Origin of the sequence: Halobacillus salinarum (assembly GCF_022919095.1) — a bacterium.
GTDB lineage: Bacteria > Bacillota > Bacilli > Bacillales > Halobacillaceae > Halobacillus_B > Halobacillus_B salinarum.
In genome coordinates this window covers 1,957,042-1,984,011 of sequence record NZ_CP095073.1, presented here as the reverse complement: position 1 = coordinate 1,984,011, position 26,970 = coordinate 1,957,042, and the positions used below count along the sequence as shown (strand labels likewise).

The window sequence follows — 26,970 nt, the reverse complement described above, 5'->3', positions numbered from 1 at the left end:
GCTCAACTAATGCTTATTAGATAACAATTAATAAGGAGAAACACCGAATAAATGGAAGAATATTAATATACTACCGAAATCTTCTTAAGCAAAGAAAAACGCTGAATTTCTTGATATACAAGAAATTCAGCGTTTGTTAGGTTAGCGTCCCAGGAGAGATTCGAACTCCCGACCCACAGCTTAGAAGGCTGTTGCTCTATCCTGCTGAGCTACTGGGACAATAAATACTAAATATGTATGGAGCGGGTGAAGGGAATCGAACCCTCGTCATCAGCTTGGAAGGCTGAGGTTTTACCATTAAACTACACCCGCAGGTAAGAACTCTCTTTTAGCGGACAAGATTCATTATAGTAAGTTCTTCCTCATTTGTCAACAGGACTTACAGCAAAGTTTTAAAACTTTGCTGTAAGTGAAGTTTCCATCTTAAGTTCAGGGATAGGTTCACCAGTAACATGATAAAATTGAACCTCAACATGAGCAAGCGACTCCCATTCCAGTATAGCGTAAGTTGGTTCCTTCCGGTCTCTTGGCAGATGACAACTTCCCGGGTTTATAAACAGCTTGTCTTTTACTTTCTCTGCTGCCGCCATATGGGAATGTCCAAAACATGCTACCTGTGCCCCTGCTTCTTCGGCTCTGTACGAAAGCGGCATTAAAGTGGATTTGATTTGGAACAGATGGCCGTGTGTAGCAAAAATCGTCAATTCCCCTACTCGCACTACCTGCTCATCCTTCATTTCTGGATCGAAATCACAATTACCTTTCGCATAATAAAAACCTTCCAGGTGGTTGTCATCACTTTCCAATTCTGAATCACCACAATGGATCATTGCTGCTGTCTCTTTTTCATGACGTTTTTTAATACTGTCCAGCTCGGCAGTAAGTCCATGACTGTCACTGATGATTAATACCTTTGGCATATGGGATCACCTCGTTTAAGATTGAGCTTTTAACCAGCCTTCTACTTGTAGAATAGCATTTTTCCTATGACTGATGGAATTCTTTTCTTCTGGAGTATGTTCCGCTAACGTCCTGTTTGATCCGTTAGGTATAAAAATTGGATCGTAACCAAATCCATGATTTCCTCGTTCCTCTAATGCGATGCTTCCCTCGCATTTTCCTACTTTAATAAAAGTTTCTTTATCAGGACGGGAAACGGCAATCGCACATATAAACCTGGCAGTACGATCATTCTCAGGTACATCCTTAAGCTTTGCCATAACCTTTTCAATATTTTTTTGGTCATCCTTTTCTTCTCCAGCATAACGGGCAGAATAAACTCCAGGTTCCCCGTTAAGTGCGTCAATTACAAGGCCAGAATCATCTGCTAAAACTGGAACGTTAAACTTTGAGCATATAGCTTCAGATTTAATAGCGGCATTTTCTTCAAAAGATGTTCCTGTTTCTTCGATATCATTAACGGGGTCATCAAAATCCAGCAAAGATTTCACCTCAATAGTGTATTTAGAAAACATCTCCCTGAATTCGGCTGCTTTTCCGCTGTTTTTAGTCGCCACAATCAACTCTTTCATCATTCTTCAGCAACTCCTGCCGTCTGTCTTTTCTCAATAACTTCGGCCCATTTGCCAATCGCTTCTTTTTGAAGTTTCACAAGATCATTTACCCCTTCTTGCGCTAAAGAAAGCATCGTTTGAAGCTGAGTCATACTGAAGGTTGCTTCCTCACCTGTGCCTTGAAGTTCTACAAATTCACCTGCTCCGGTCATGACCACATTCATATCTACATGGGCCTGACTATCTTCTTCATAGCATAAATCCAGAATTTCCTTTCCATCAGGAAGGACCCCTACAGAAATAGCGGTCAAAAAATCTTCTACAGGAAGTTCTTTAATCGTTTTATTATCTACCAGCTTCCCTAGCGCTATAACGACGGCCACGAAGGCTCCTGTTATGGAAGCAGTACGTGTGCCCCCATCTGCCTGAATAACATCACAATCGATCCAAAGTGTACGCTCGCCGATTTTGTCTAGATCCACAACCGCACGGAGAGCACGCCCGATCAATCGTTGTATTTCCATTGTCCGTCCTGATACTTTGCCTTTGGAAGATTCTCTAATATTTCTTTGTTCCGTAGCACGTGGAAGCATGGCATATTCAGCAGTTATCCACCCTTTTCCCTGATTGCGCAAAAATGGCGGCACCCGGTCTTCAATACTGGCATTACAAATTACTTTCGTATCACCAAAGCTTATAAGCACGGATCCCTCCGGATGCTTTACATAGTTTGTTTCTATTTTTACTGTTCTTAATTCATTTACTTTACGGTCTTTTCGCAATGAGTTCATCCTCCTTGTACTTCACCTTATCCTTGCTCATCTTAACATACATTAATTGTGCAGAGTAGTCAGTATTCCTACTCCAAGTTCGACTTCATGGCATACAAATAAAGCCGCTATACACTCATAGCGGCCTCATTTATTATGGTGCTGTTTATGATCAGACGCTTTTTTCTTCACTGAGATCTGCTCTTGTTACAGGTTTATCCAACGTTTCACCGGCTTCATTAAATACTTCATCAACCCCGTCTACTTTTACTTGAACAGCTTCTACGTCTTCCATATCCGTGAGTGTCAGCACTAGACTGGATAATGCCTCTTCACCTATGGCCTGGGGCTCCTGGCCATTCAGAATTCCTTTGTTAAATGTTAAGGTTAGGACACCTTCTTTTAAGTCCGCTCCAAGTAATTCTGCCTCCTCATTAAAAGGCTGGAGCAGCGAAGTGCCCAATTCTGGTCCATCCAGCAGGGCATTAACTACCGATTGGTAAACATTGTCGCTTTTATTTACACGAGTCGTTACAGGCACTTCGTAAACCTGCTGATCATTTTGGGATGGAAAATATACGGTAACAGCCTTGCTGTTTACTACATCTGTCTGCTCTCCCACTTGAATGTTAATTCCATTCGTCCGGGACACACCTTCTGAAATAGGAGTTCCGTTTACCGGCATAGTCGCTTGCTCATGCCCGTTGATCCACAACTTAATCCGGTCCACATTGTCAAATTGAGTCAGTGTAAACGTCATTGCTTGGAGAATTTTTTCTTCGTTTTCCGCAGTATAGCCTTCAAACTCTTTAGACACATCTACAACAAGTGTGCCATCTTCTTTAAGATTTACTCCTTTAATTTCTGTACCCGCTGGCAGAACGGCTTGAAAACCTTGTGGAAGAAGTTCTGTTACCGGTCCATCCTGCACCATATATTCCAATGCTTGAGCTGCTACTTCTTTAGATTGAGGAAGCTGCAGCGTCTGCGGGACAACCATGCCGTTGGAGTCGAATAAATAAATGTCGCGGGCTGTTGTTTTATCAGCCGATTCTCCTTCTGCATTTTCATTGTCTTTTACAGTAGAGCTATCAGAATCAGATTTACTATCAACTGAAGTATTCTCCGGTGGAGTATCCATTTTTTCTAAGCTCTGCTCACCTTCAAAAAAACAGCCAGATAGTAAGCCTGTACTTAGTAAGACCGCAATTGATAAGGGCTTTATACCGAGCGATTTCATACTATTCCCTCCTGTGATGGTTTGTACTACCATATATACGAGCTCTCGAAAGGAATAGACCAGAGAATTTTAAAAGCACTCAATTTGTATCAAGAGCAGAAGAGAGTACTAGCAGTTTGTTCAGCTAAGTCTGTGATAACCATTGATTTTATTAACAGCTGCCATATAAAAAGCCCCGCCTTTAATAAGCAGAGCTTTTTACGTGTTCCAATTCGGCTAATTTTAATACTAGAACCGGCTCATCGAACCAGCTGTTTGCCACCGTTCTAAACTTGTCAACATCACCGGTCGTATAAAATTCGTGAACGGAGTGTCCGCCTCCGCTTTCCAGCGACCCATGATAAGCAAGTATTAGACTAGCTTCTCTTGCGGTTTCTTCACCTGAACTGATGACCTGGATATGGCTGCCCATCTCGTTTTGAATGAGATTTTTAATCAAAGGATAATGGGTACAGCCTAATATCAATGTATCAATATGATTCATCGCCTTTAATGGAGCGAGTGTACGAGCAACGATATCCTCAGCTGCCTCTCCCTCCAACAGCCCATTTTCCACCATCGGAACAAGAAGCGGACAAGCCAGAGCATTTACTCGGATTGTTTGGTCAATTGACTTTAACACGTGTGGATAAGCATTACTATCAATCGTTCCTTCTGTTCCAATTACTCCGATACGCTTATTTTGGCTGACTTTAATTGCGGCTCTTGCACCAGGCTGGATGACACCGATGACCGGAATAGACAAGTTCTCCTGAAGTTCTTCCAGCGTATAAGCCGTAGCGGTGTTACATGCTACGATCAGCATTTTAATATTGTGTTCCAGTAAGTGATTCACCATCTGCCACGTAAATCGTCTGACTTCTTCTTCAGATCTCGGTCCATATGGACATCTTCTCGTATCTCCCAAATATATTAATTTCTCTTTTGGGAGCTGGCGCATTAGTTCTCTAGCTACGGTTAATCCGCCAACCCCCGAATCAATGACTCCTATGGGCTTTTGCAAAAAACATCCCTCTTTCCCCTAATCCTCAGTACTCAGCATTTTACTATGGAGTAATGACAGCAGACGGTTCAGCGTCTCCACTTCCTCTTCAGGTACATCCTTAAGTACTTCTGAAAGGTAATGCTGTCTTTTATCAATCACTTCATGTATAATCTGTTCTCCTTTGTCCAATACGTGAATCCTTACCACGCGTCTATCATTAGGGTCGCGAACACGTTCGACAAGCAGATTTTTTTCCATACGATCGACCAGATCTGTGGTCGTACTGCAAGCTAAATGAATATAGTTAGACAATTCACCGATTGTCATATCGCCTTTTTCCAACAGCCACTGTAAAGCAACGAACTGAGGAGCAGTAATAGGATAATGATTAAGGATTTCCCTTCCTCTCTGCTTAATTATCCCTGCTATGTATCTTAATTCTTTCTCAACTTCTGCAATCTTAGAAACAGTGTTCGTCACTTTCAGCACTCCTTACGATTACAATCTTAAGTTCCATTCTCACGTCTTCAAACTAAAATATCAAGAAAAAAATATACCTTCCAGAAAAAACCCTCCCAGGTACCGGATTTTCCGTTACCTGAAAGGACTCCCATTGCCGTTCACAAACTTGTTTTCTAATCTCATGTACATGCTGACTAAAGCTCCAGTTCACCCATCCGAAGCAGTTCTACTACTGCTTGCGAGCGCCCTTTAACACCCAGCTTCTGCATGGCATTAGAAATGTGATTTCTTACTGTTTTCTCGGAAATAAACAGTTCTTTGGCAATTTCTCTTGTCGTTTTATCCTGCACTAGAAGCTCGAAAACTTCTCGCTCTCGCTTGGTAAGAATTTGTGTTGGCCGATAGCCGTCCTCCTTCACAAGCGTCCCCCTCCTTGTTGTCCTGAGCCTTTTCGAGGGGAATTATTTAGTCAAAATATCGTATGACCAGAACGCACTCCCTGTGCCGATTAATCACGATTTAGACACAAGCCCGAGTTCCTGGGCCCGAAATAAAGCTTCTGTTCGGGAGCGGACATTCAATTTATTAAAGATCCCGGTTAATGTGTACTCCACGCTTCTTTGTGACATATGAAGTGCTTGTGCAATTTCCCTATTCGTATATCCAGATGCTACTTCCTTTAAAATGGACTGCTCTTTTTCATTTAAAGAAAAACTAAGTCCTTCTTCGGAAGCTTCCTGAGGCATACTGACACTGGCTTCCGAGCGACGCAGCTGTCTAAATAAGTGTAAAGGAATAACGACTTCATCGCGAAGTGCACAACGAATGGCTGTGAGCAGCTGCTCTCTTGTGGCCGTTTTACTTACAAAGCCATTGATATCAGCTTCAACCAGCATATTGAAGTGGGTACTTAAATCAAAACCGGTATAAATTAAAATAATTAAATCCGGATAACTTTTTCGAATGCTTTTGGCAAGCTCTATTCCATTCATCCCCGGCATATACAAATCAAGAAGCAGAATATCGTAATGCTTCTCATTTAGTATAGAATTCGTTTCATCACTATGATTTATGACGTCAACCTTCAAATCTGGTTCCTGTTCCAGCATCGTTTTAGTTCCTGCTCCCACTGCGGGGTGGTCATCAACAATGAGTATACGCATTACACTTCTACCTCCTTGCTTACTGAATAAGGGAATTCGATCGTCATCGTAAATCCATCACCAGGCGCAGTATTAATTTTTAAATTTCCGTTTAGTCCGTTTACACGCTGCTCAATCCCGGATAATCCAATATGGGAAAAAATGTCTCTGTGAAAGGATAAGTCCATGCCAATCCCATTATCCGAATAAACGAGCTGAACGTTGTTTTCATCATTCGAAAGGCTTAAATTCACAATTTTTGCGTTTGAATGCTTCATGGCATTTGCGAGCAGTTCCTGTACCACCCGGTAGATTGCAAGAATCCTTTCTTGATCCAGATCTGCGTCAAAATTCATATTAGTGAAATAGACCGTAAAGTTCGAACGAAGCTGATATTGTTGAATAAGGTTCTTTAAAGATTGGACCAATCCTAACTCCTCAATAAACGCCGGACGTAATTCATTACATGTTTCTCTTATTAGATGAATGCTATCGAGCAGAGATTCTTTATAAATCATCAATTCAGAAATAATCGGTTCAGACAAGCTCTGATGTCTATTAATCAGCTCATCCATCCTGCGGTATAAATAAAGCTGTTCCTGCAGCACAGTATCATGTAAATCAATCGATAGCTGCTTCCGTTGATTTTCTGCAATGGTAAAGAGAAGTCTGGAAAGCCACGTCGGGTATTTTTGCGTTTGATCATTGCGCAGCCGCTTAAGCTCTTTCACCAGATCTTCGATTAAGTTCATATTTTCTATCGCAATATTTGCATTATGAGAGATCGTCTGCAAATACGTTTTTTCATCACGGTTTAAATTAGTAAAATCTTTCTTACCCCTGCACCAAAGCATCGTCAGTTTTTCTAGAGAGAAGCCAACCACTACTCCGAAACCTTCCTCAGTTTCTACGATCGTTCCTATGTCAAAGGAATAAGGATCAATTTGTTCTTCCAAATGGTCGAGAATATGATTAGGAATTCGGTCATACACACAATACATATTCCGCTTGTTGTGCTTAGAATAGATATAGATATCTTTAACATCGAGCACGTTTCTAATTTCATCTCTTAAAGCCTTCATAAGATCAACAGCATTGGATTGATCTTTCATATTCTTTGATATTCGGTGCATGCTTTCCTGGTAGCTGTACCGCGCTGCAAAAAGAAACCGTTGAAGCTTGAAATCGAGCACTTCTTTCACAGACAGAAAGGCAATGAGAAGCAGATGAACGATTAAATAGATTTGCAAGCAAGTAATGATGCTTAAAGAATAAGGAGCAAACAACGTAAATAAAACGGTTATGATGACGCTTGGCACAATAGAAAGAAAAAAATAGTACCTGAGTCTGCTCATCACAAAGTTAATATCAATTAAACGCTCTCTAGTAATTAAATACATAAAGGTAATCGGCAACGCGATAAGAAAGACAGCCGCAACTTCAAGCGGAATAATTTTTTTATGAATGATAAGTGCCGGAAGCAGATAAAGAACAATGTAAGGGAAAAAAGCCACTGTCATTCCTACACTCATGTACTTGAATACAGTGCCGTTTTCATTAGAAAAATGAATATAAAGTCCTCTGTAGACAACATAAAACAAGATGATATAGAGGCCAAGCAGCAGCCAGCCAGGAACAGGGTTAAAATAATCCGGGTAAGTATGAGTGATAAGAAAATAGCTTTCTAACACTGAAACGAATATGGAGATAAAATAAAGCACGTAGTAAAGGCTTTTTGAAAACCACGAAACACTTAATTCCTTAAAATAATTATATAAAAAATGGATTAAAATTACAGGAGCAATTAAAAACAACGCGGTGTTTAAAAAGATTCCGTACAAATCATCTCTAATTGCTCCGCTATTACTTATATAACCCGTAGCAATCGTTAAAAAGTACAAAATAAGCTGATGAGCCGAGAAACGTCTAGGTACCCGTTGATGGACTAAATAGGAAATGGCCAGTATTGCTAAGAAAAAAACGCTAGGTAAAATAATATATAATGCCCAGTGAAGCGGACTGGAAGATTCAATATTCTGATAGGATATCGTTTTCCCAGCTCTTTCAATCGTAAAAGAATCCGCCATTTCCAGTTCGTTAAACATAGCAACTGTAAAATGTTTATCCGGAGACTGTCCTTCTACAGAAATTAGTCTGGCCGGAAACGGAATATTGTTTTGAGCCGCCCATCCATCTTTGTTTAAGCCTGCCACAGTATATCCTTGTGCATTCTCTTCCAAGTCAATCCCTAAATAAGGATTGGATGCGGCAACCATAATTAAATAACCGGAAGAAACAATAAAAAATGATAAAATGATAAGCTGCTGAATTTTGATCTTCTTCATGAAATCGTTCCACCTTATAAACGCAATCATTCCTATTATACAATGCTTGGCAAACTTAACAACCCTCCTAGATTCATAGAAAAAACCACTGCACAATTCCGTTAATTGTACAGTGGTTTCAGGGTCGTGAACTTAAACCTGTTTGTCACTTCCAAAGAAACTCTTGAAAGATTCAATTGCTGTGTCACGGTATAGAGATGCAATGGAAGTAGTCAACGGTATTCCCTTCGGACAGGATTGCACGCAGTTCTGAGCGTTACCGCATCCCATTAATCCTTCTGCATCCATTATTGTCTGCAACCGTTCACTTTTATTCATTTCTCCAGTTGGGTGCGAATTAAACAGCCTTACTTGAGAAAGAGGGGCCGGCCCAATAAAATCAGATTTGCTGTTAACGTTTGGACAGGCTTCCAAACAGACACCACATGTCATACATTTTGACAATTCATATGCCCACTGTCGTTTGCTTTCAGGCATTTTCGGTCCAGGTCCTAAATCATACGTCCCGTCAATAGGAATCCAAGCTTTAACCTTCTTCAGGGAATCAAACATGCGGCTGCGGTCTACAGCTAAATCTCTCGTTACTGGGAATGTTGTCATCGGTGCTAAACGAATCGGCTGCTCCAATTGGTCAACAAGAGCCGTACAGGATTGCCGAGGTGTTCCGTTAATGACCATCGAGCATGCACCGCATACTTCTTCCAAGCAGTTCATATCCCAGTAGACAGGAGTTGTTGCTTCACCATTAGCATTCACCGGGTTACGGCGAATTTCCATGAGTGCAGAAATGACGTTCATATTTTCCCGGTAAGGTATTTCAAATGTTTCATCATAAGGAGCTTGTTCCGGCTCATCCTGCCGGGTAATGATAAACGTAATCGTCTTCTTTTCGCTCATGAGTCTCCCTCCTTTTATTTACTTTTAGAATAATCGCGCTTCCGCGGTTCGATCAGTGATGTATCTACAGCTTCATAAGATAATACGGGCTTATTATTTTCTTTGTCGTAGGAAGCGATAGTTGTTTTCAAGAACTCTTCATCATTCCGTTCAGGGAATTCGGGTTTAAAGTGTGCTCCTCGACTCTCGTTACGATTGTAAGCCCCAAGGGTAATGACACGGGCTAACTGGAGCATGTTCCACAACTGGCGGGTAAACATCGCTCCCTGATTACTCCAACGAGACGTATCATTAATGTTAATGCGTTTATATCTTTCCATTAATTCAAGAATCTTTTCATCCGTTTGTAATAATTTCTCGTTCTCGCGGACAACCGTCACGTTATCGGTCATCCATTCACCGAGTTCTTTATGAATCTGATAGGCATTTTCGTCTCCATCCATATTCATGATGGCATCGAATTTCTCCTGCTCTTCTTTAACTCTTCTGTCAAATAGAGCGGCAGTCATGTCATCAGCAATTGTCTCCAGGGATTCGGTATATTTTACCGCGTTAGGACCGGCGACCATTCCACCATAAATGGATGACAAGAGGGAGTTCGCCCCTAGACGGTTGGCACCATGCTGCGTATAATCACATTCCCCTGCAGCAAAAATACCTGGAATATTCGTCATTTGGTCATAATCAACCCACATGCCGCCCATAGAATAGTGTACGGCAGGGAAGATCTTCATCGGAACTTTTTTAGGATCTTCACCGACGAATTTTTCGTAGATCTCAATGATACCACCGAGCTTTACATCCAGCTCTTTAGGGTCTTTATGAGAAAGGTCCAAATACACCATATTCTCGCCATTAATTCCAAGCTTCTGGTTTACGCAGACGTCAAAAATCTCACGAGTTGCAATATCCCGAGGTACAAGGTTCCCATAAGCAGGATATTTTTCTTCTAGGAAATACCAAGGCTCACCATCTTTGTAAGTCCAAACTCGTCCACCTTCTCCACGTGCTGACTCGCTCATCAGACGTAGTTTATCGTCGCCAGGGATAGCCGTAGGGTGAATTTGAATAAACTCGCCGTTCGCATATTTCACTCCCTGCTGATAAAGAGCACCAGCAGCAGAACCTGTGTTGATGACTGAGTTTGTGGATTTACCAAAGATGATTCCAGGTCCTCCTGTTGCCATAATTACAGCGTCAGCAGGAAAAGCTTTAATCTCATGGGTGTTAAGGTTTTGACCCATTACACCACGGCCAACACCGTCATCATCAACTATTGCAGAGATAAATTCCCAGCTTTCATATTTGGTTACCAGACCATTTACCTCATGACGCCGAACTTGTTCGTCTAATGCGTAAAGCAACTGCTGGCCAGTCGTTGCTCCCGCAAAGGCTGTACGGTGATGCTGAGTTCCACCAAAACGGCGGAAATCAAGAAAGCCTTCAGGAGTACGGTTAAACATGACACCCATACGGTCCAGCAGGTGAATGATTCCAGGAGCAGCCTCACACATAGCTTTAACCGGAGGCTGGTTGGCCAGGAAATCCCCGCCATAAACAGTATCATCAAAGTGTTCCCACGGTGAATCACCTTCACCTTTCGTGTTAACGGCGCCGTTTATTCCGCCTTGTGCACAAACAGAGTGAGAACGTTTTACAGGTACTATGGACAGCAGATCCACGTGAACCCCTTGTTCTGCTGCTTTAATTGTTGCCATCAGACCGGCAAGACCGCCGCCGACAACAATGATGTTACGATTTGACATATAAACTCACTCCCTCAAAACATACATGAATTCATCGATGTACTCATCTATTACATTCCGTAAGCAAATTGAATAAGTGTACGCACACCAACATAAGAGATGGCTACGAACACTACGATGCTTGCATAAGTCATAATCAGCTGTGAACGCGGAGATACCGTAATTCCCCAGCTCACACAGAAAGACCACAAACCGTTAGCGAAGTGGAATGTTGTGGAGATAACTCCCACTATGTAAAACCAGAAAAAGAATGGCTCAGTCAAGATACCTTCCATCAGCTGATAATTTAATTCAGCCCAGCCAAACATCATCGCAATCCGGGTCTCCCATACGTGCCAAGCTATGAAAATCAATGTAATGATTCCAGTTATCCGCTGCAGCATAAACATCCAGTTCCTAAAATAGCCGAAACTTGATAAGTTGCTCTTGGCTGTGAATGCTATATATACCCCGTAAATTGCGTGGAATAGCAATGGTAAATAAATTATGAAAACTTCCATTACAAACAAGTATGGTAAGCTTTCCATAAATTCCGAAGCCGAGTTAAAAGCTTCCGGACCCCGAACTGCAAAGTAGTTCACAGTCAAGTGTACAAGTAAGAAGATCCCGATTGGGAGAACTCCTAATAGTGAATGTAGTCTTCGATTAACATATCCGCGTGTTCCCGCCATGTTTACCCCCTCAAGATGATAACAGTAGATTTAATTGTGCACATTTTTCAGATAGTAAAGCGCTTTAAAAACGCATCAATAACAAACAGGAAATTCCCCTTATTTCCGTATATTATCTGCAAAATGTACAATTTGTAACACGTTTATTGTACTTCTATCCCGTGATAGCGTCAAGAAAGGCGATTACAAAAAATGCTCAAAAATACACATTTATTTCAAATGGTTTCTATGGAAGAATTAGTCTTGCACCTTACTTCATTTCACGCGATAATATGAAGAGAAGAAAGGAATGAGCGTCTTGAAAGAATCAGCTAATCTCGATAACCACAACATTTCATCGCTAGTAGCAACCGGGGCTGGGTTTGACTTATTACGATATTATACATTGCCCGATTTTCTTGGTAAGGATGCCCCGTACCTCCTATATTACATGGGGAAAAATGTGGCTCGCCAAACTTCCCTACATACTTTTGAGGAGTTATATGAATTTTTTCAATATATGGGTTGGGGAGACCTTTCCCTCGTTAAAGAAAAAAAGAAAGAAATGGTTTTTCACCTTAACGGCCACATAATAGAGAAGCGGCTTCACCAGAATCTCTACCCTGTAGACTTTCGATTAGAATGTGGATTTTTAGCAGAAATGATACATATCCTAACAAAGGTTACATACGAATGCCTCGAAGAAATACATGAAAAAGAAAATTTTGTCGAAATTACGGCAACTCAAGCCTGATAAAAGAAGGGCCGGCGTTCAATCTTCAGCCGGCTCTTCCTCTTCTTGGTTCAGATGAACTAAAATTGTATTTGCAACAGGCTCGGGAATGCCAAGCCGGGTAATTTCTACGATTTCTGCCTGTTTAATTTCCTGAACAGACTTGAAATGTTTAAGCAGTAAGCGGCGCCTTTTCTGTCCAACGCCGGGTATTTTGTCCAGTTCAGACTGAATTGCACCTTTGCCTCGAAGCTGTCTATGAAACGAAATAGCAAACCGGTGGACTTCATCCTGAATTCGCTGGACCAAATAAAATTCCTGTGATTGTCGATCAAGGTCAACTGGAGTAATAGGGTCTCCATACAAAAGCTCACTTGTTTTGTGTTTGTTGTCTTTGGCAAGCCCGCACAGCGGGATATCGAGTCCAAGTTCATTTTCCAAAACATCCAGTGCTGCGCTCATTTGCCCCTTGCCTCCATCAATTACGATCAAATCCGGTAAAGGAAGGTCCTCCTTTAACACGCGTTTGTATCTCCTCCTGATAACCTCTCTCATTGTTTCATAATCGTCAGGTCCCTTTACATCTCTTACCTTATACTTTCGATATTCTTTCTTGTTCGGCCGTCCATCAATAAAAACAATCATCGCTGAAACAGGATCTGCCCCTTGAATATTTGAGTTGTCAAAGGCTTCAATTCGATGCGGCGTTTCGATGTTAAGATGGTCTCCTAATTTTTCAACGGCATTGATCGTCCGCTCTTCGTCCCGCTCAATGAGTGCAAACTTTTCATCAAGCGCTATTTCGGCATTCTTCATAGCCAGTTCAACGAGCTCTTTCTTCCTCCCTCTCATTGGGATGATGACTTTAGTATCCAGCACTCCTTCCAGTACGGTTACATTTGTCGCGACAGGGACGAGCACCTGCTTCGGATAAGGATGGTTTTGGTGGAGATAGAATCTGCCGATATAGCTGAGAAAAGTGTCTTCAGGATCATCAAAAAATGGAAATAAAGCAACATCCCGTTCGATCAGCTTTCCTCTTCTAACAAAAAAGACTTGTACACACATCCAGCCTTTATCGTAAGAATAACCGAAGATATCACGATCGACCTGATCATTCATCGTCATTTTCTGCTGTTCCATCACCGATTCGATGTTTTCAATCTGGTCCCTGAGTTCTTTCGCTCGTTCAAAATCTAAATCTTCTGAAGCCTTATACATCTTCTGCTTTAAATCTTGTTTGATTTTCTTGTGACCACCGCTTAAGAAAGCAGTAATATTCTGCACGATTTCCTGGTTGGTTTCTTTTGATACCGGAAATTCACACGGCCCTAAGCATTGATGCATGTGGTAATAAAGACACACGCGATCAGGCATAGTATTGCATTTTCTTAAAGGATAGAGACGATCTAACAGCTTCTTCGTTTCACGCGCTGCCATCACGTTTGGATAAGGTCCAAAGTATTTGCCGCTGTCCTTTTTCACCTGTCTAGTGACGATTAGGCGGGGATGGCGTTCAGCTGTGACTTTTAAATAGGGATACGTCTTATCATCTTTAAGAAGGACATTATATTTAGGATCGTATTTTTTAATCAAATTCATTTCCAAAATAAGAGCTTCAATTTCTGAAGTCGTTACAATATACTCAAAATCGACGATTTCCCGGACAAGTCGTTGAGTTTTACCATCGTGGGCTCCTGTAAAATAAGAACGGACACGATTGCGCAATACTTTTGATTTTCCTACGTAAATGATGGTGCCTTGCCTATCTTTCATTAAATAGCATCCTGGCTGATCAGGCAGGACTGCTAACTTTTCTTTTATTTGCTGATTCAATAGTATCTCACTCCAACATTTATACTTAGAGGTTTATTAAAAACGTACCACATTCAGGAAATTTAATACAGCAAAAAAGCCGTGCTGATAGGCACGGCTTTCCATATAAGTGTAAAGGCTTAGGAATGCTTGGAAATTAATTCAGCAAGTGCTTCTTTTGGCTGAAATCCAATCACTTGATCTACTACTTTTCCATCTTTGAATAGAAGAAGTGTAGGGATGCTCATTACACCAAATTTCCCTGCGGTTTCCTGGTTTTCATCAACATCAAGCTTTACGATTTTCACTTGATCGCTCATTTCATCATCCAGTTCCTCGAGTACTGGAGCAATCATTTTGCATGGACCGCACCATGGAGCCCAGAAATCTGCAAGGACTAAACCGTCATTTGTTTCTTCTGTAAAGTTTTGATCAGTTGCTTTTACAATTGCCATTTCAAATTCCTCCTCGACCATTAGTCTGTATAGAGTATATCATCTTATATTTTTAGTGACTAACATTTTGTTTATACCTGAATCGTTGGCACTTAGAAAACAATCATTTCTATACAGCTAGCAAAAAAGCCGAAGCACAAAGGCTTCGACTTTATTCTATTCAAACATTTACATTTAATTGTTTCAATTCTTCAATTAACTTTGGCACAACTTCAAATAAATCCCCAACAATTCCATAATCGGCCACATTAAATATGTTTGCTTCAGGATCTTTATTAATCGCGACAATTACTTTCGAGTTGGACATCCCTGCTAAGTGTTGAATAGCTCCGGAAATTCCGCAGGCGATATACAAATCGGGGGTTACCACTTTACCAGTCTGGCCAATTTGGAGCGCATAATCACAATACCCTGCATCACAAGCTCCTCGAGAAGCACCAACTGTTCCACCAAGCACTTCCGCTAATTCCTCCAGAGGCTTAAATCCTTCTGAACTTTTTACTCCACGGCCTCCTGCCACAATCACTTTCGCTTCAGAAAGGTCTACTCCTTCCGAGGATTTTCGAATGACATCTTTAATAATTGTACGAATATTTTTTATTTCCACGCCTTTTTCAGTCACTTCACCTTGAAGAGAATCATTACGGTCAAGGGATGGAATGTTATTTGGGCGAATTGTAGCAAAGGTAATTCCATCTGTGATTGCTTTTTTTTCAAATGCTTTTCCTGAATAGATAGGGCGTGTAAATACAACGCTGTTCCCTTCGTTCACAACTTCAGTGGCATCTGAAATCAACCCGGACTGCAGACGGCTTGCAAGCTTCGGTGTCAGCTCTTTTCCAATAGAAGTGTGCCCCATCACGATACCTTCAGGAGATTCATCTTCTATAACTGCATGGACCGCTTGTACATACCCTTCAGATGTATACGTTTTCAATTCTTCGTGTGAAACAGTCACTACTCGGTCGGCCCCGTAATAAACCATTTCTCTGCCAGACTCCTGAAGATCTCCCGCTCCGCAAAGTACTCCAACTACTTCTCCGCCATCGCTGATAATTTTTGCTGCGGCTATTGCTTCAAACGTCACATTACGTAAAGAACCTTCACGTGCTTCCCCAATGACTACTACTTTTTTACTCATACGAATTCTCCTTTCCCCTCACCGATTAAAGTACTTTTGCTTCCGTTTTTAGTAAAGACACCAGCTCTTTCACCTGATCATCCACTTCCCCTTCAAGCACTTTACCCGCTTGTTTTTCTGGGGGAAGGAAGATTTCCATAGTTTTCGTTTTAGGTTCTACGTCATCTTCATCTAGGTCAAGGTCGTCAATTTCCAATTCTTCTAACGGCTTTTTCTTAGCTTTCATAATTCCTGGAAGTGAAGGATAACGAGGCTCATTTAATCCTTGCTGACAAGTAACGAGCAGAGGTGTCGAAGTCTCCACTTTCTCGACATCACCTTCTACATCCCTTTCAATGTTCACTTGTTCTCCTTCAATTTCGATCTTCGTGATCGTTGTTACACAAGGTATGTTCAACCTTTCAGCCAGTCTCGGCCCTACTTGGCCGCTCGCCTCATCAATGGCGACATTTCCCCAAGAATGATGTCGGCTTCACGTCCCTCAAAAAATGCTTCAAGAATTTTTACAGTAGTAAACTGGTCCCCATCTTCCAAATCATCTTCCGTATTGATTAATACTGCTTTATCCGCTCCCATAGCAAGAGCCGTTCTTAGCTGTTTTTCTGATTCTTCTTCACCAATTGTGACAACGGTAACTTCCCCACCATGCGCATCTCGAAGGTTAATCGCTTCTTCTACTGCGTACTCATCATACGGATTAATAATGTATTCTGCACCTTCATCTTCAATTTTCCCATTACTTATTGCAATTTTTTCTTCTGTATCAAAAGTTCTTTTTAGTAATACATAAATGTTCATTTCCTAACCTCCTAAACTATTGATCTTTGAATTGGGGTTTACGTTTTTCAATAAATGCTTGTATTCCTTCTTTCGCATCTTCTGTCTTAAAAACTTTGCCAAATGCCTCGGATTCTGCTTGAATCCCTTCTCCAAATTGGGAGGTATGGGCATAGGGAACAAGATTCATCACATGCTGGATCGTTGGAGCACTTTTACTAGCGATTTGAGCGGCCAGTCTGTCGACTTCAGAAAATAATTCATCCTGAGAAAAGCTTTTATTAGCTAAGCCTGCTGCTTCCGCTTCTTTTCCGCTAATAGGAGTACCAGTAAGTATCATTTCATATGCTTTTGCTGTTCCCACATGGCGCGGAAGGCGCTGCGTACCCGCAAAACCTGGAATTATGCCCAGGTTCAGTTCAGGAAGACCAAGTTTCGCTTCTTCATCAACGTAACGAATGTGACAAGACATAGCTAATTCAAGACCTCCGCCAAGTGCAGCGCCATGAATAGCAGCAATAATCGGAATATGAAAATTTTCTATGCGGTTAAATAATTGTTGACCTTTCCCCGCAAGACCTTCAGAATCTGAGGAATCCTGGAAGGAAGTAAATTCTTTAATATCTGCTCCTGCAGAAAAAAAACGCCCCTCCCCTTTTATGATAACGGCCTTAATAGAATGATCCTTCTCAATGCGGTCCAAATTCTCAGAAAGGTCCATGAGAATAGTACTTGATAAGGCATTTGCCGGTGGGCTTTGAATGGTTAAGGTTGCTACGTGCTTTTCAGAATGGTACTGAATCGTGGACAATTTCCTTTCCCCTTTCACTCTGTCAAGTTGATAATCCATGTACAATCATGCTGTGAACCTCTTTCGCCTGGGACGTCAGATTGTAACGCTGATCTTTCATAACCCAATTGGTAACTGTCTCATCCAACGTGCCAAATATCATCTGGCGTACCAGCCTCGCGTCCAATTGTTTGCGGAAAAGATTTTCTTCTACACCTTCGGCTACGATTTGATCAATAACTGCTAAATATCTTTTTAAGACGTCATTAATCTTCAAACGAAGCTCTTTGTTGGACTGCCGTAATTCAAGCTGGGTCACTATCGCGAGATGATGGTCAAGCGAAAGCTGCTCGAAGTGCGTTTCAATTAAGGTGAGCAGCTTTTCTTCAGCATTTTGCCGTGAAGTTGTTTCCTGCTCTATTTTTTCTATGAATTGTCCCATTTTATTCTGGAACAAAGAAACAAGGATATCCTCCTTGTTTTTAAAATAAAGATAAATCGTTCCATCAGCCACTCCCGCTTTTTTAGCGATTTTGGAAACTTGTGAGGAGTGATATCCATTTTCAGCAATCACCTCAACAGCGGCATCTATAATTTGTTTGTATTTTGGTTTGTTTTTTTTCAAAGGTATCCCCTGCCTTAATGAATGTCGAAAATGAATGAATAGTCATTCATCTATTATTCTACATACCGGAATTTAGATTGTCAACATTCTTTCAAAAGACAAGCGGTCTCTATTGAACCGCCTTGGATCCTTCCTGTTTACGCTTTTCTTCTTCAATGAGCGTCCGGCGCAATATTTTCCCAACTGCTGTTTTAGGCAGAGCTTTTCGGAATTCATAGATACGGGGAACCTTATAAGCAGCCATATTTTTCCGACAAAAAGCATCGAGTTCTTCATCAGAAATTTCGCTGCCTTGTTTTTTAACGATAAACGCTTTGACCGTCTCGCCCCTGTAGGGATCAGGAACGCCTACGACGACAGCTTCCTGGATCGCTTCATGTTCGTATAGTACTTCTTCTACTTCTCTGGGATAAATGTTAAATCCGCCGGCAATGATCATATCCTTCTTCCTGTCAACGATGAAAAAGTATCCTTCTTCATTCATGTAACCCATGTCGCCCGTTCTAAACCATCCATCTTCACTAAGCACCTGGGTTGTTTCCTCTGGTTTCTTCCAATAGCCTTTCATCACTTGAGGACCTTTCACAGCTATTTCTCCAATCTCCCCGATCTCCGCCTCTTCATTTTCATCGATTTTCATAATTTTTGCATCGGTATCAGGCCACGGAACTCCGATGCTTCCACTGACACGGTTGCCCCAAATAAAATTCGAATGGGTAACAGGAGAGGTTTCGGTCAATCCGTATCCTTCGACTAGTCTCCCGCCGGTCACCTCTTCAAAACGCTGCTGTACTTCCACAGGAAGGGGTGCAGAACCGCTCAGGCATGCTTCAATGGAAGAGAGGTCATATTTTTTTAAATGAGGATGGTTGAGCAAGGCGATATAGATGGTAGGTGCTCCTGGAAACAAGGTAGGGCGCTGTTTTTCAATAACACGCAAGACATCTTCAGGTTCAAACTTGGGCATCAGAATCATTTTCGTCCCCATCATGATGGACAGATTCATAACCGAAGTCATCCCGTAAACGTGGAAAAACGGCAGGATGGCCAGAACCGTTTCCCTCCCTTTTTCGCACTTATATAACCAGTTCACGGACATTTGAGTATTGACTACCAGATTATAATGGGTAAGCATGACCCCTTTAGGAAAACCGGTTGTGCCCCCTGTATATTGTAATAATGCCAAGTCATTCTCCGCATCAACTTCCACTGGGTGTACTTCCCCATCGCTTACATCCATAATATGGTTCCATAAATGAGTGTCTGCTCCCTGTTCAGCTTTAACTAGCAGCCTGGATTGTTTTTTCTTAAGGAAAGGATAAATGATATTTTTAGGGAATGGGAGATAATCCTTTACTTCAGTAACGATGATATGTTCCAGCTCTGTTTTTCCCTTTACAGCCGCTGCTCTCGGGAAAAAATCGTCCAGGCAGATAATCATCTTTGCTTCTGAATCAGAAATCTGATATTCAAGCTCTCTTTGCATATACAAAGGATTCGTCTGTACAACCACGCCTCCAGCCATGAGGACACTGTAATAAGCAATAACGGATTGAGGGGAATTAGGAAGCATGATTGAAACCCGGTCTCCTTTCTCAAGACCAAGGTCCTGTAAATAAGCTGACAGTTTCCTCGTTTGATTTAACACTTCTTTAAATGACAGCTCTTTCCCCATAAAATAAAGCGCTTTCTTTTCGCCGTAAAGAACAGCACTCTCTTCTAGAAATTCGTGCAATGGTCTTTTGTCGTATTCCGTCGATGTGAAAATTTCTGGAGGATAAAGTTTATGCCATGGTCGTTCTGAAATGGTCATACATAACGCCTCCTTGATGATCTTTTATTACTATTATAACGGTTTATTGCATGATTTGAAATATAATTTAAAATTTTGGAAATTTTTCTGAGATTTAGTAATAATTAAGAAAAACCGGGTTATTATTTACAGCATCTGTTCTTAAAAAGAACAATTTGAGGACAAGAAAATTTCAAAGTAAGCTTGCTCTGAAGAACCGGTTCAGAAATCCATTCTGCCTTTAAAGAAGCCTGAGAAAACAGATCCGGGCAAAATGAAGCATTTTATCATCCTTTCAACTTCAGAAGAAAGCTCCTTAAATTAGACGAAATTGTGAATCATTAATCAAAAAAGCCGAATGGTGGAGAAATCTTGTCATAAAAATTTCCCCATCATCCGGCTTTTTGAAAGGCTGAAACACTTGATCCTTAACCCCTCAATGACTGAATTAACGAATAAAAAAGATAATACCTACAATGAAAAAAACTGCAGCAACTACAATCAATACTTTAGCTAAAGTTTCCATTCCTGCACCCCTTAAATGATGTTCGCTCCGACTACATAAGATAAACCAACCGAAATGACGAGTGATATAAACCCTACGGCACGGTTATCTTTTGTGATTTCTTCATCAATTCGGAACGATGGGGTTAAAAATTCATAAATAAAATAACCGAAAAGCAGTAAGATAAAGCCGAAAAGACCCCACCCCATCGTCTGAAGAAGAGAGTCATTATGCTGAATGGAAAACCGAAATATATTGGCAATGCCGAATATTTTCCCACCTGTTGCCATCGCAACAGCCATATTGCCTGCTTTAATTTCTTTCCAATTGTTATAAGAGGTTACGATTTCGAACACGGTCATGAACACAATCAGGCATAGTATGACCACACTATATCTAGCAGCAGTTTCCACTAACGGATATTCCCAAAAACCGTCCATTACATACGCTCCTTTTTCTTAACTGAACTCTAAAACCGTTACCCCGCTTCCCCCCTCGTTCATTCCGCCTGCACGGTAGCTGGAAATGGAACGATGGCCTTTTGCAAAATTCTGCACCGCAGTCCGGAGGGCGCCGGTCCCTTTCCCATGGATAATCGAGACACGGGGATAACCAGCTAATAATGCGTCATCTACGTATTTTCCCAGCCGGTTCAGAGCATCTTCATAACGCTCCCCACGAAGATCCAATTCAGTTTTCACGTGATGGCCTTTCCCTTTTACTTGAGCCATGGGCTTCGTCTTATAAGACTGTTCTGTCTGCATGAACTGCAAATCTTTCCTCTTGGCTTTTACCTTCATTACTCCAACTTGCACCTGGTATTCGTTGCTTCCAACTTGGTCCACAATGGTGCCTTGTTGATTTAATTGCAATAACTTTACTTCATCGCCTACTTTTAGTTCCCTTGTTTCCTTAGAAGCAGGCTTGGCTTTCTGCTTGTCCGACTTGTGGGCCGCCAAGTCGGGCTTCGCCTCATCGAGCATTTTTCTCGCTTCTATCCATTCATGTTCCTTCATGTGGGCCTGGTCTTTCATGCTTCGAATCTCTCTAACAATATCTTCGGCTTCACTTTTTGCTTTATCAATCGCTCTTTCTGCTTTCTCTTCAGCTTTTTGATAAAGTTTTTCTCTCTTTTCCTCAAATTGATTCCATTGATTTTGTAAATCTTCGTAGAGAACTTGAGCTTGCTGGAGAATTTCTTCAGCTTGTTGATAATCCTCTTCAGCACCGCGTTTTGATTCCTCTAAGGAAGCAATCATATTTTCCACACTTTGAGACTCTACACCAATGTGCTGCTTCGCCATATCAATGACCCTTGAATCGAGACCCAGCCTGCGGGAAATCTCAAATGCATTGCTTCGGCCAGGTACACCAATCAGTAAACGGTAAGTAGGTTTCAACGTTTGGATATCAAATTCTACAGAGGCATTGATCACTCCATCTCGATTATAACCATATGCTTTCAGTTCTGGATAGTGGGTAGTTGCAATAACGCGTGCATCCCGATTAACGACTTCATCTAAAATGGACATGGCAAGTGCGGCTCCTTCTTGAGGATCCGTCCCTGCCCCTAATTCATCAAATAATACTAAGGAACGATGATTAACACGCTTTAGAATATCTACAATATTCGTCATATGGGAAGAAAAAGTAGACAAGCTCTGCTCAATAGACTGCTCATCCCCAATGTCCGCATAGACTTCTTCAAAGACAGCAAGTTCACAGCCATCCATTGCAGGAACTTGAAGTCCGGATTGAGCCATCAGCGTGCAAAGCCCGACAAGCTTTAGAGTGACTGTTTTTCCACCTGTATTCGGTCCTGTGATGACAATAGAGTGATAATCTTCTCCAATCTCAATATCATTAGGAACAACCTCTTCCGGTGAAATAAGCGGATGACGGGCTTGCCTCATCTTGATTCTTCCTTCGACATTCATTTTCGGCATCGAAGCTTTCATTTCTTTAGCTAGTTTTGCTCTGGCAAACATGAAATCTATTTTACCTAGGGCCTCCACGTTTTGATACAGGGAACTCTCGTCAGCTGCAATCATTTCTGAAAGCTCTTTGAGGATTCTTTCTACTTCCTGTTTCTCCTGTACCCGTGCTTCCTGAAGCTGATTGTTAATATCCACTACCGATTGCGGCTCAATAAATAAAGTGGCTCCAGAAGAGGATTGGTCATGGACAATCCCAGCGATATCTCTTCGGTATTCCTGTTTAACCGGTAAAACATAGCGCTCATTTCTAATAGTTACTATGGCATCAGAGAGCATTTTCGCTTTGGATTTTGTAAAAGTGTCCATTTTATCCCGAACTCTGCTTTCAAAGGTCCGTATTCTAGAACGAATCGTCCTTAACTTATCGGAAGCCCCGTCCATCACTACTCCATGTTCATCTATACAACTCCGAATTTGCCGTTCTAATTCAGAAAGAGGCAGAATTTCGTCAGCCAGTTCACGTAAGATCGGCATTTCAGGATCTTCCATATTTTCAATAAACCGCTTGATCTGCCTGCCGCCATAAATTGTGCTGGCTACGTCCAGGCATTCGTTGGCACTAAGTACTCCTCCAATGATAGTCCGTTGAATACTCGGTTTTATGTTAAATATTCCTCCGAGCGGCACATTTCCTTTTAAACGAAGCACTTGAGCTGCTTCATCTGTTTCACTCTGCATTCGGGACACCGTTTCAAAATCATGCGATGGTTTCAAAGCAGAGGTTTTCTCTTGTCCGAGAGAAGACGAAGCGAGCTCTGTGAGCTGATCGATAATTTTTTTATATTCCAACACTTGCAGAATTCGTTGGTTCATGTCCAGTCCGGCTCCTTTATTTAGCAATTCCAAACTTTTTCATAAGCTGTTTTGTCGTCCACGTATTGATCACAGTTTCTTTTCTCAGCCATCCTCTGCGGGCAGTAGCTGCTCCAATGGTCATGTGATCAAGCATAGGATAGCTGTGAGCGTCCGTATTGATCGCTATATCCACCCCTTCTTCTTGTGCTTTCATCAACCATTCATAATTCAGATCCAGACGGTTGGGGTTAGCATTCAACTCTAATATCGTACCTGTTTCCTTTGCTTTAGTTATGAGTTTATTCACATCTACATCATAGCCCTTTCTTCTTCCGATCAGCCTGCCGGTAGGATGAGCAATCATGTGAACGTATGGACATTCAAGGGCTGTTTCTAATCGTTTCATTATTTTATCTTGCGATTGAGAGAAACTTGAATGAATCGATGCAATGACAAAATCCATTTCTTTTAAGAATTCTTCCTCAAAATCAAGGCTTGCATCAGGAAGAATGTCCATTTCAATGCCTGCAAAAATATGAAAGTCTTTCATCGAAGAATTGACTTTATCAATTTCTTCCCGCTGTTTTCGCAGCCTGTTTTCATTAAGTCCGTTTGCTACTCTAAGGTACTTAGAATGGTCGGTAATCGCAATATATTGATAACCCTTATCTTTACTTTGCTCTGCCATTTGCTTGATCGACTGCGCACCGTCACTCCAAGTAGAGTGCATATGCAGATCTCCTCTAATATCAGAGGTTTCCAGTAAACGAACGGGCTCTTTGAATTTATCTAATTCACCGTAATTCTCTCTTACTTCAGGTGGAATGTAATGCAAGCCGAAGTGTTCGTATATTTCTTTCTCACTCTCAAATGTTTGTACTTCCCCGGTTTCGTTATTCTCAATTCCATATTCACTGATTTTTTCATTTTTTTCCTTAGCCATTTGTCTCAATGTTACATTGTGGTCTTTAGAACCTGTAAAGTGTTGGAGAGTAGAAGCAAATTCATGCGGAGCTACGATACGAAAATCGACTCCAACTTCGTAGCCGGCATCTACAACGATCGAAACTTTGGTTTCTCCAGAAGCCACGATATCCTTTATTTCCGAATACTCCAGCAATTCATCTCTAGTTTTAGCAGGATCACTTGAGGCGATAATAAAATCCAAATCTTTAACGGTTTCTTTCATCCTTCTCATGCTTCCGGCAATAGAGTATCTGTCAAACGTTTGGCAGCTTTGTAAGTATTTCTCGATTTTCTCAGCCAGGGGAAGCATCATGGCTAAAGGAAGCCTTTCCGGACGTGAATCTGCATCTTCTAAAGCCTTCAGCATTTTTTCAGCCGATTTCTTCCCGAACCCTTCCAGCTTTTCTACTTCTCCACTTTCGAGTGCCTCTTTTAAAGTGGCAGCATCCGTCACCTTCAGCTCCTGATACAATTTTGATAACTTTTTACCTCCAAGTCCAGGCAGGTCAAGCAGCGGAACCAATCCTTGCGGGACTTCCTGCTGCAGCTGCTGAAGCGTCTCGGACTCGCTGTTCTCTAAATAGTCATCAATAATGGCAGCCGTTCGTTCACCGATCCCTTTTATTTTCGTGAAGTCGTCAATTTCATCAAGTGAGTGGTCATCCTGTTCTAGAGCTTGAGCTGCTCTCCTGTAGGCAGTAATACGATAAGGATTTTCCCCTTTTAATTCTAAATAGACAGCAATCTCTTCCAATAATTTAATGACATGCTTTTTATTGATTGTCATCCTTATCTACTCCTCTATCAAAAGTTATTTTTCAGAAGCATTCCCTGGAAAAATAAAAGCCGCCATGATCTAAATCATAGCGGCTTCAAAGTTATAAGTACTCGCTTTCTAAAACAAGCCAGCCACATGTTCAATCCACAGTGTTTTTATCTGCTCCGAAAACACAGGGGTATGTTCAATAATAAATTGGGCTAACACAGAATGATCAATGGCATTTTGGACGCTGGCCACTGGAACAAGTGCCGCTATATATAAGAGTACAAATAATAAAACATAGTTCTCTATAAATCCTAATATACCGCCCAATAAATTATTCAATGTGCTTAAAACTGGGAGATCTGCCACAAAATCCAGCATGGAAGCAATGATATGAAGAATAATTTTGACTGCAAAAAAGATAATGGCAAATGCGATGGCATTGTAGAATGCTTGTTCGAGGGGTAAACTGTCGAAGAAAATCGCCCAATCTGCAGTTTCAGGCAGCTCTGGATAAGGAACCCATAGAGTTAGCTTGGGAGCAAGCTCATCATAGTATAACGCAGCCACAATAAAAGCTGCTACAAAGCTTATTAGATGAAATAATTGAAGGATAAAACCTCTTCGTAGTCCAGTTATTACCCCGATGAATAGTATGAGTAATAGAAGTAAATCAATCATGGTTATTTGTCGTCCTCTTTCTCCATCTTATCGATGTAATTCATAAGTTCGGTACATTCTTCTTTCAGCTTTACGTACTCACTCATCGTATTAACCGCGGTAAGCACAGCAAGTTTCGCCGTATCCAGACTCCTGTTGGATTCATGGATTTCGCGCATTTTTTGATCGACTAAACTGGAGACCATGCGGATATGGTGGGGTTGTTCATAACCTACAATAGTGTACGAACGTTTATTGATCTCCACTGTGATTCTTTTTTTCTCCTGGTCTGACTGCGACACATCCATACCCCCCTGTTCTCAATCCTAAAGTTAATAGTAACACGAAGAATATCAATTGGGAAACTAAAATGGCTGTATTTAAAATAATGTTCTATTAGAATAAAGATTTTGCTATACTATGACTATCATTTTGGACAAGAAAGGATTTACTATATGTCTCAAGTCGTACTTAAGCTTCCGAAGTCGATCATCAGCCAGATGAAAAATCATTATAAACACCAGTTAACAAATCCACCTCAATATGCAGCATTTGCCGCAAAAACTCCCTATTGCAGCATCACTGGGTATAACTCCGGGAAAGTATTATTCCAAGGGAAATCACCGGAAAAAGAAGCGGAAAAATGGGGAGATGAAGAACAAAAGTCCTCCGCAGCAAAAAAATCATCTTCGCTAAATCACGCCTTTGCTCCTCCGGAATCTCTCTTTCTCAGTTCCCATATAGGTTCCGACGAGGCCGGGACGGGTGATTATTTTGGGCCTATTACTGTTGCAGCTGTATATGTGAAGGAGCATCAACTTTCCCAACTGAAAGCCATCGGGGTAAGAGACTCCAAACATTTGAAAGATCCTCAAATTAAGGAACTGGCCAAGCAGCTTGTAGAGCTTGACATTCCTTACAGTCTGTTACGACTTTCTAATAACAAATATAATCAATGGCAGACAAAAGGATTCAGTCAGGGAAAAATGAAGACACTCCTTCACTATCAAGCAATAAACAAGCTGCTTGAAAAAATTGCTCCCGAAATTCCTGCTGGAATGCTCGTGGACCAATTTGCAGATCCGGCTATTTATCAAAAGCATTTGAAAAGTGAAGGTCTCAAGCTTCAAGAAAATGTTTATTTTATGACTAAAGCTGAAAGCTTTTCCACAGCTGTTGCCGCAGCCTCCATTATTGCCCGCTCTTCTTTTGTTAAAGCGATTGCCCAATTGGAGATGGACTTAGGGTTAGACATCCCAAAAGGTGCTTCTGCCAAAGTAGATCAGGCAGCGTCTGAAGTTATTAAGCATTACGGAGAAGAAAAATTACTGGAAATCGCCAAAGTTCATTTTGCAAATACACAAAAAGCAAAGAAGTTTCTTTAG

At 41.4% G+C, this 26,970-nt stretch carries 25 protein-coding genes, 2 tRNA genes and 1 pseudogene; 2 read left to right on the top strand and 26 right to left on the bottom strand.

Annotated features, from left to right (window positions below; all coding sequences use genetic code 11):
* Nucleotides 1-145 precede the first annotated feature (145 nt).
* From MUN89_RS10065 to MUN89_RS10000, 14 genes are all read right to left on the bottom strand, one after another.
* Nucleotides 146-219: transfer RNA gene (locus MUN89_RS10065), tRNA-Arg, on the bottom strand.
* A gap of 19 nt (nucleotides 220-238) precedes the next feature.
* Nucleotides 239-312 (bottom strand) — tRNA-Gly (locus tag MUN89_RS10060).
* 80 nt (nucleotides 313-392) lie between these two features.
* Nucleotides 393-920, bottom strand: coding sequence for a metallophosphoesterase (locus MUN89_RS10055; protein ID WP_244713301.1), 528 nt, complete (start codon nucleotides 918-920; stop codon nucleotides 393-395).
* A gap of 15 nt (nucleotides 921-935) precedes the next feature.
* Entirely contained in the window at nucleotides 936-1,532 is a 597-nt protein-coding gene (locus MUN89_RS10050; RefSeq protein ID WP_244713699.1) for an XTP/dITP diphosphatase, read from the bottom strand.
* Complete coding sequence (gene rph, locus MUN89_RS10045) at nucleotides 1,532-2,296, bottom strand: ribonuclease PH (RefSeq protein WP_244713299.1); 765 nt, start codon at nucleotides 2,294-2,296, stop codon at nucleotides 1,532-1,534. Before rph ends, MUN89_RS10050 begins: the two co-directional genes overlap by 1 nt.
* A 160-nt stretch (nucleotides 2,297-2,456) precedes the next feature.
* Complete coding sequence (locus tag MUN89_RS10040; protein WP_244713297.1) at nucleotides 2,457-3,524, bottom strand: GerMN domain-containing protein; 1,068 nt, start codon at nucleotides 3,522-3,524, stop codon at nucleotides 2,457-2,459.
* Between the two features lie 181 nt (nucleotides 3,525-3,705).
* Nucleotides 3,706-4,527: a glutamate racemase gene (racE, locus tag MUN89_RS10035; protein ID WP_256464023.1), complete on the bottom strand. Its 822-nt coding sequence runs from the start codon at nucleotides 4,525-4,527 to the stop codon at nucleotides 3,706-3,708.
* Between the two features lie 18 nt (nucleotides 4,528-4,545).
* A complete protein-coding gene (locus tag MUN89_RS10030) occupies nucleotides 4,546-4,989 on the bottom strand; it encodes a MarR family winged helix-turn-helix transcriptional regulator (RefSeq protein WP_244713296.1) in 444 nt (147 codons plus the stop codon).
* Between the two features lie 176 nt (nucleotides 4,990-5,165).
* The gene (locus MUN89_RS10025) at nucleotides 5,166-5,390 is read right to left on the bottom strand and encodes a helix-turn-helix domain-containing protein (protein ID WP_008635211.1); all 225 of its coding nucleotides are present in this window, start codon (nucleotides 5,388-5,390) and stop codon (nucleotides 5,166-5,168) included.
* Between the two features lie 93 nt (nucleotides 5,391-5,483).
* Nucleotides 5,484-6,134 (bottom strand): response regulator transcription factor, encoded by a 651-nt coding sequence (locus MUN89_RS10020; RefSeq protein ID WP_244713295.1) that lies wholly within the window; start codon nucleotides 6,132-6,134, stop codon nucleotides 5,484-5,486.
* Nucleotides 6,134-8,458, bottom strand: coding sequence for a sensor histidine kinase (locus MUN89_RS10015; protein WP_244713294.1), 2,325 nt, complete (start codon nucleotides 8,456-8,458; stop codon nucleotides 6,134-6,136). The genes MUN89_RS10020 and MUN89_RS10015 overlap by 1 nt, the downstream gene beginning before the upstream one ends.
* A 132-nt stretch (nucleotides 8,459-8,590) precedes the next feature.
* Nucleotides 8,591-9,355 carry a succinate dehydrogenase iron-sulfur subunit gene (gene sdhB / locus MUN89_RS10010; protein WP_244713293.1) on the bottom strand — a complete coding sequence of 255 codons (765 nt, stop codon included), beginning with the start codon at nucleotides 9,353-9,355 and terminating at the stop codon, nucleotides 8,591-8,593.
* A gap of 14 nt (nucleotides 9,356-9,369) precedes the next feature.
* Entirely contained in the window at nucleotides 9,370-11,121 is a 1,752-nt protein-coding gene (sdhA, locus tag MUN89_RS10005; protein WP_244713291.1) for a succinate dehydrogenase flavoprotein subunit, read from the bottom strand.
* A gap of 50 nt (nucleotides 11,122-11,171) precedes the next feature.
* Nucleotides 11,172-11,792: a succinate dehydrogenase cytochrome b558 subunit gene (locus MUN89_RS10000; RefSeq protein ID WP_244713289.1), complete on the bottom strand. Its 621-nt coding sequence runs from the start codon at nucleotides 11,790-11,792 to the stop codon at nucleotides 11,172-11,174.
* Between the two features lie 289 nt (nucleotides 11,793-12,081).
* Between MUN89_RS10000 and MUN89_RS09995 the strand changes: the two genes are divergently transcribed.
* Nucleotides 12,082-12,525 carry a YslB family protein gene (locus tag MUN89_RS09995; protein WP_244713287.1) on the top strand — a complete coding sequence of 148 codons (444 nt, stop codon included), beginning with the start codon at nucleotides 12,082-12,084 and terminating at the stop codon, nucleotides 12,523-12,525.
* 18 nt (nucleotides 12,526-12,543) lie between these two features.
* Here the strand turns inward: MUN89_RS09995 and uvrC are convergent, their stop codons facing one another.
* The 12 genes and pseudogenes from uvrC to zapA form a co-directional block, all read right to left on the bottom strand.
* The gene (gene uvrC / locus MUN89_RS09990; RefSeq protein WP_244713285.1) at nucleotides 12,544-14,340 is read right to left on the bottom strand and encodes an excinuclease ABC subunit UvrC; all 1,797 of its coding nucleotides are present in this window, start codon (nucleotides 14,338-14,340) and stop codon (nucleotides 12,544-12,546) included.
* Between the two features lie 119 nt (nucleotides 14,341-14,459).
* The gene (trxA, locus tag MUN89_RS09985) at nucleotides 14,460-14,774 is read right to left on the bottom strand and encodes a thioredoxin (RefSeq protein WP_244713284.1); all 315 of its coding nucleotides are present in this window, start codon (nucleotides 14,772-14,774) and stop codon (nucleotides 14,460-14,462) included.
* 160 nt (nucleotides 14,775-14,934) lie between these two features.
* On the bottom strand, nucleotides 14,935-15,915 hold the full coding sequence (locus MUN89_RS09980; RefSeq protein WP_244713283.1) for an electron transfer flavoprotein subunit alpha/FixB family protein: 981 nt from the start codon (nucleotides 15,913-15,915) through the stop codon (nucleotides 14,935-14,937).
* A 25-nt stretch (nucleotides 15,916-15,940) separates the two neighbouring features.
* A pseudogene (locus MUN89_RS09975) lies at nucleotides 15,941-16,713 on the bottom strand (electron transfer flavoprotein subunit beta/FixA family protein).
* A gap of 16 nt (nucleotides 16,714-16,729) precedes the next feature.
* Entirely contained in the window at nucleotides 16,730-17,503 is a 774-nt protein-coding gene (locus MUN89_RS09970) for an enoyl-CoA hydratase (protein ID WP_396266106.1), read from the bottom strand.
* Between the two features lie 22 nt (nucleotides 17,504-17,525).
* Nucleotides 17,526-18,107 carry a fatty acid metabolism transcriptional regulator FadR gene (locus MUN89_RS09965; protein ID WP_244713281.1) on the bottom strand — a complete coding sequence of 194 codons (582 nt, stop codon included), beginning with the start codon at nucleotides 18,105-18,107 and terminating at the stop codon, nucleotides 17,526-17,528.
* A 109-nt stretch (nucleotides 18,108-18,216) separates the two neighbouring features.
* Entirely contained in the window at nucleotides 18,217-19,920 is a 1,704-nt protein-coding gene (locus tag MUN89_RS09960; protein ID WP_244713279.1) for an AMP-binding protein, read from the bottom strand.
* 516 nt (nucleotides 19,921-20,436) lie between these two features.
* Entirely contained in the window at nucleotides 20,437-20,844 is a 408-nt protein-coding gene (locus MUN89_RS09955) for a DUF350 domain-containing protein (RefSeq protein WP_244713277.1), read from the bottom strand.
* Nucleotides 20,845-20,862: 18 nt separating this feature from the next.
* Nucleotides 20,863-23,214 carry an endonuclease MutS2 gene (locus tag MUN89_RS09950; RefSeq protein ID WP_244713275.1) on the bottom strand — a complete coding sequence of 784 codons (2,352 nt, stop codon included), beginning with the start codon at nucleotides 23,212-23,214 and terminating at the stop codon, nucleotides 20,863-20,865.
* Between the two features lie 16 nt (nucleotides 23,215-23,230).
* On the bottom strand, nucleotides 23,231-24,949 hold the full coding sequence (polX, locus tag MUN89_RS09945; RefSeq protein WP_244713273.1) for a DNA polymerase/3'-5' exonuclease PolX: 1,719 nt from the start codon (nucleotides 24,947-24,949) through the stop codon (nucleotides 23,231-23,233).
* Between the two features lie 108 nt (nucleotides 24,950-25,057).
* A complete protein-coding gene (locus MUN89_RS09940; RefSeq protein WP_244713271.1) occupies nucleotides 25,058-25,606 on the bottom strand; it encodes a CvpA family protein in 549 nt (182 codons plus the stop codon).
* Nucleotides 25,607-25,608: 2 nt separating this feature from the next.
* Complete coding sequence (gene zapA, locus MUN89_RS09935) at nucleotides 25,609-25,893, bottom strand: cell division protein ZapA (RefSeq protein ID WP_244713270.1); 285 nt, start codon at nucleotides 25,891-25,893, stop codon at nucleotides 25,609-25,611.
* A 147-nt stretch (nucleotides 25,894-26,040) separates the two neighbouring features.
* Between zapA and rnhC the strand changes: the two genes are divergently transcribed.
* Complete coding sequence (gene rnhC, locus MUN89_RS09930; RefSeq protein WP_244713269.1) at nucleotides 26,041-26,970, top strand: ribonuclease HIII; 930 nt, start codon at nucleotides 26,041-26,043, stop codon at nucleotides 26,968-26,970.

Excerpts from the sequence above, each read along its gene's own strand:
- MUN89_RS10055 (WP_244713301.1), bottom strand. The coding sequence starts at position 920 with ATGCCAAAGGTATTAATCATCAGTGACAGTCATGGACTTACTGCCGAG.
- MUN89_RS10050 (WP_244713699.1), bottom strand. The coding sequence starts at position 1,532 with ATGAAAGAGTTGATTGTGGCGACTAAAAACAGCGGAAAAGCAGCCGAA.
- MUN89_RS10040 (WP_244713297.1), bottom strand. The coding sequence starts at position 3,524 with ATGAAATCGCTCGGTATAAAGCCCTTATCAATTGCGGTCTTACTAAGT.
- MUN89_RS10020 (WP_244713295.1), bottom strand. The coding sequence starts at position 6,134 with ATGCGTATACTCATTGTTGATGACCACCCCGCAGTGGGAGCAGGAACT.
- MUN89_RS10015 (WP_244713294.1), bottom strand. The coding sequence starts at position 8,458 with ATGAAGAAGATCAAAATTCAGCAGCTTATCATTTTATCATTTTTTATT.
- sdhB (WP_244713293.1), bottom strand. The coding sequence starts at position 9,355 with ATGAGCGAAAAGAAGACGATTACGTTTATCATTACCCGGCAGGATGAG.
- sdhA (WP_244713291.1), bottom strand. The coding sequence starts at position 11,121 with ATGTCAAATCGTAACATCATTGTTGTCGGCGGCGGTCTTGCCGGTCTG.
- MUN89_RS10000 (WP_244713289.1), bottom strand. The coding sequence starts at position 11,792 with ATGGCGGGAACACGCGGATATGTTAATCGAAGACTACATTCACTATTA.
- MUN89_RS09995 (WP_244713287.1), top strand. The coding sequence starts at position 12,082 with ATGAGCGTCTTGAAAGAATCAGCTAATCTCGATAACCACAACATTTCA.
- trxA (WP_244713284.1), bottom strand. The coding sequence starts at position 14,774 with ATGGCAATTGTAAAAGCAACTGATCAAAACTTTACAGAAGAAACAAAT.
- MUN89_RS09980 (WP_244713283.1), bottom strand. The coding sequence starts at position 15,915 with ATGAGTAAAAAAGTAGTAGTCATTGGGGAAGCACGTGAAGGTTCTTTA.
- MUN89_RS09960 (WP_244713279.1), bottom strand. The coding sequence starts at position 19,920 with ATGACCATTTCAGAACGACCATGGCATAAACTTTATCCTCCAGAAATT.
- MUN89_RS09955 (WP_244713277.1), bottom strand. The coding sequence starts at position 20,844 with ATGGACGGTTTTTGGGAATATCCGTTAGTGGAAACTGCTGCTAGATAT.
- MUN89_RS09950 (WP_244713275.1), bottom strand. The coding sequence starts at position 23,214 with ATGAACCAACGAATTCTGCAAGTGTTGGAATATAAAAAAATTATCGAT.
- polX (WP_244713273.1), bottom strand. The coding sequence starts at position 24,949 with ATGACAATCAATAAAAAGCATGTCATTAAATTATTGGAAGAGATTGCT.
- MUN89_RS09940 (WP_244713271.1), bottom strand. The coding sequence starts at position 25,606 with ATGATTGATTTACTTCTATTACTCATACTATTCATCGGGGTAATAACT.
- zapA (WP_244713270.1), bottom strand. The coding sequence starts at position 25,893 with ATGGATGTGTCGCAGTCAGACCAGGAGAAAAAAAGAATCACAGTGGAG.
- rnhC (WP_244713269.1), top strand. The coding sequence starts at position 26,041 with ATGTCTCAAGTCGTACTTAAGCTTCCGAAGTCGATCATCAGCCAGATG.